This is a genomic window from Microbacterium sp. Bi128 (assembly GCF_918698205.1).
Window position 1 is genome coordinate 1 of sequence record NZ_CAKKMM010000733.1, and the last position, 2,526, is coordinate 2,526.

The window sequence follows — 2,526 nt, forward strand, 5'->3', positions numbered from 1 at the left end:
GGCCGAGGCACTCCGGAAGGCCGGCCTGGGCAAGTAGCGCCCGGTGCGGCTGCCGCACCACCGTTCGTCGCGGATTCCCTACCGCTTGGCGCATAAGTAGTACGTTTGCTGACGATCTGCACCATGATTGCCGGAGGCAACGGCCCTCTACCGGAAGCTCGGTCAGAGGCCCTGGCAGAGGGCCGTTTCCGCAATGTGCTGGACACCGATGTCCGTTGACGAGCAGGGGGAGTACTTATGGGTTGGCTGGACCGCGAACGAACCATCGCCCCGCAGGGATTTAACCGGTGGCTCGTCCCCCCGGCAGCCCTCGCGGTGCACTTGTGCATCGGCCAGGCCTACGCGACGAGCGTCTACAAGACCGCGCTGGTGAAGCACTTCGGCGCGAGCCTGACCGAGATCGGCGTGATCTTCTCCGTTGCGATCGTGATGCTGGGCCTCTCGGCCGCCATCATGGGCACCTGGGTGGACAGGAACGGGCCCCGCAAGGCGATGTTCACCTCCGCCGCGTTCTGGGCGAGCGGCTTCCTGATCGGCTCCCTGGGCATCTTCAGCCACCAGCTCTGGCTCGTCTACCTCGGCTACGGCGTCGTCGGCGGCATCGGACTGGGGATCGGTTACATCTCCCCGGTCTCCACCCTGATCAAATGGTTCCCGGACCGGCCCGGACTGGCCACGGGCATGGCGATCATGGGGTTCGGCGGCGGCGCCCTGATCGCCAGCCCGGTCTCCACGGCCCTGCTGAAAATGTACGATCCCAACTCCGGGGCCAAGGGCTGGGTGGCCAGTGGTGAGTCGGTGGGCAAGCTCTTCCTGACCCTCGCCGTCGTCTATCTGGCCTACATGATGTTCGGCGCGTTCACCATCAGAGTTCCGGCCGAGGGCTGGAAACCGGCAGGTTTCGACCCCGCAAAGGTCAAGGCCGCCTCGCTGGTCACCACGGACAACGTCTCCGCCCGGAACGCGGTCAAGACCAGGCAGTTCTGGCTCGTCTGGATCGCCCTGTTCTGCAATGTCACGGCAGGGATCGGCATCCTTGAGCAGGCCGCTCCGATGATCCAGGACTTCTTCCGCCAGCCCGACGGCACGTCCCTGGCCAGCGCCGCAGTGGCCGCGGGCTTCGTGGGGCTGCTCTCGATCGGCAACATGTCCGGCCGCTTTGCCTGGTCCGCCACCTCCGATGTCACAGGCCGCAAGCGCATCTACATGGTCTACCTCGGCGTCGGCGCCGTGCTCTACACCGTGCTGGCGCTGGCCGGCTCTACGTCCACCGTCCTCTACGTGGCCCTCGCGTTCGTCATCATCTCCTTCTACGGCGGCGGGTTCGCGACGGCCCCCGCCTACCTGCGCGACCTCTTCGGCACGTTCCAGGTCGGAGCCATCCACGGCCGGCTCCTGACGGCCTGGTCCGCGGCGGGCATCGCCGGGCCGCTGATCGTCAACGCTTTCCTGGACGCGCAGGGCAAGCCCGGCGCGCTCAACGCCGCGTCCTACCAGCCAGCCTTGCTGACCATGGTGGGGCTGCTGGTGATCGGTTTCGTGGCGAACCTCTTGGTCACGCCGGTGGACGCACGATTCCACGAACCACGTCCTGGCCGCGTCCGGGCCGAAGAACCTGCCTTGGAGGGCTGAAATGAGTACTGCACAGAGTCCGGTCACACCGTCCACCGGGAGGTTGGTCATCGCTTGGGGGCTTGTCGGCGTGCCGCTCGCGTATGGCGTCTATGAGACCCTCACCCGCGTGGCGGCCCTGTTTGGCTGACACCGTGGTGGCAGAAGTCTTCGGTGGTAGTTCGCGCGCGGTGAGTGTGCCGTTCACACGCCCGGAGGCGTTCACCACCCGCCCCACGCTGCAGGGCACGTTCGGGATGAGCGCGTCCACGCATTGGCTTGCGACGGCGGCGGCCCAGTCCGTGTTGGAGCGCGGCGGGAACGCCTTCGACGCCGCGGTGGCGGGAGCGTTCGTGCTCCACGTGGTGGAACCGCACCTCAACGGGCCCGGCGGAGACATGACCGGGATCTTCGTCACCGCGGACCGGCCGGAGCAGCCCATAGTCCTGATGGGGCAGGGCCCTGCGCCGGCCGGGGCCACCGTGCAGCACTACGTGGCCGAAGGCCTGGACCTCGTTCCGGGATCGGGTGCCCTGGCCGCCGCGGTGCCTGCCGCCGTCGACGCCTGGCTCCTGCTGCTGCGTGACCACGGGACGTGGGAGCTGGACGCGGTCCTGGACTTCGCGATCGGCTACGCGCGGGACGGGCACCCGATGCTCGGCCGGGTCGGAACCACCATCGCGGCCGTGTCCGCGCTGTTCGAGGCGCACTGGCCCACGTCCGCTGAGCTGTGGATGCCGGGCGGCCGAATCCCGGTTGAGGGCGAGCTGGTGTGGAACCCGGCCTATGCCCGCACCCTGGAACGGCTCGTGCAGGCCGGAGTTAGGGAATCCACCCGCGAGGCGGGAATTGATGCGGCCCGCCGCGAGTGGCGGGAGGGGTTCGTGGCCCGCGCCATGGTGGAGTCGGTTCAGT

General features: G+C 68.1%; 3 protein-coding genes. All 3 read left to right on the forward strand.

Features of this window, described 5'->3' with window-relative positions:
- The first annotated feature begins 237 nt into the window (after positions 1-237).
- Positions 238-1,632, forward strand: coding sequence for an OFA family MFS transporter (locus LQV45_RS25515; RefSeq protein WP_230009426.1), 1,395 nt, complete (start codon positions 238-240; stop codon positions 1,630-1,632).
- A gap of 1 nt (position 1,633) precedes the next feature.
- A complete protein-coding gene (locus LQV45_RS35715) occupies positions 1,634-1,762 on the forward strand; it encodes a hypothetical protein (protein ID WP_290370315.1) in 129 nt (42 codons plus the stop codon).
- A gap of 106 nt (positions 1,763-1,868) precedes the next feature.
- Positions 1,869-2,526 (forward strand): gamma-glutamyltransferase (locus LQV45_RS25520; RefSeq protein ID WP_230009428.1); only part of this gene is annotated, 658 nt, incomplete at its 3' end.